The organism is Planococcus sp. RAB007_Raresut, assembly GCF_057369535.1.
On sequence record NZ_JBXYIF010000077.1, the window covers coordinates 1 to 292 of the forward strand.

The 292-nt window shown below is 34.6% G+C and carries 1 protein-coding gene and 1 pseudogene; both read right to left on the reverse strand.

All coding sequences use genetic code 11. The features are described from left to right. Positions 1-194 (reverse strand): heavy-metal-associated domain-containing protein (locus AC2Q9J_RS17810; RefSeq protein WP_499042002.1); only part of this gene is annotated, 194 nt, incomplete at its 3' end. A 28-nt stretch (positions 195-222) separates the two neighbouring features. Next, positions 223-292: pseudogene (locus AC2Q9J_RS17815) on the reverse strand (Hg(II)-responsive transcriptional regulator); the annotation flags it as partial.

Here is a 292-nt window from a genome sequence, read left to right on the forward strand (position 1 = left end):
GCTTGGTAATTTGCTTCATCAATCGCCTTTATTGCACTTTTAACCTCAATATCATCGGGCAGTTCAAATACTGCTTCACCACGACGATAACTAGACTCAATATTTTTAGCACCTATCTTTTCAAGTGCTGATTCTACGTGTTTTTCACAACCCGTACAAGTCATTCCTGAAATGTTTACCTTAAATTTATTCATAAAAAAGCTCCTTTCGTTAATTAATCTCTCATGTTAATGTTTCTATTATTGGACACGAATGTAATTGCTTTTCATCTGGACATCGTTGTTTTAAGTCG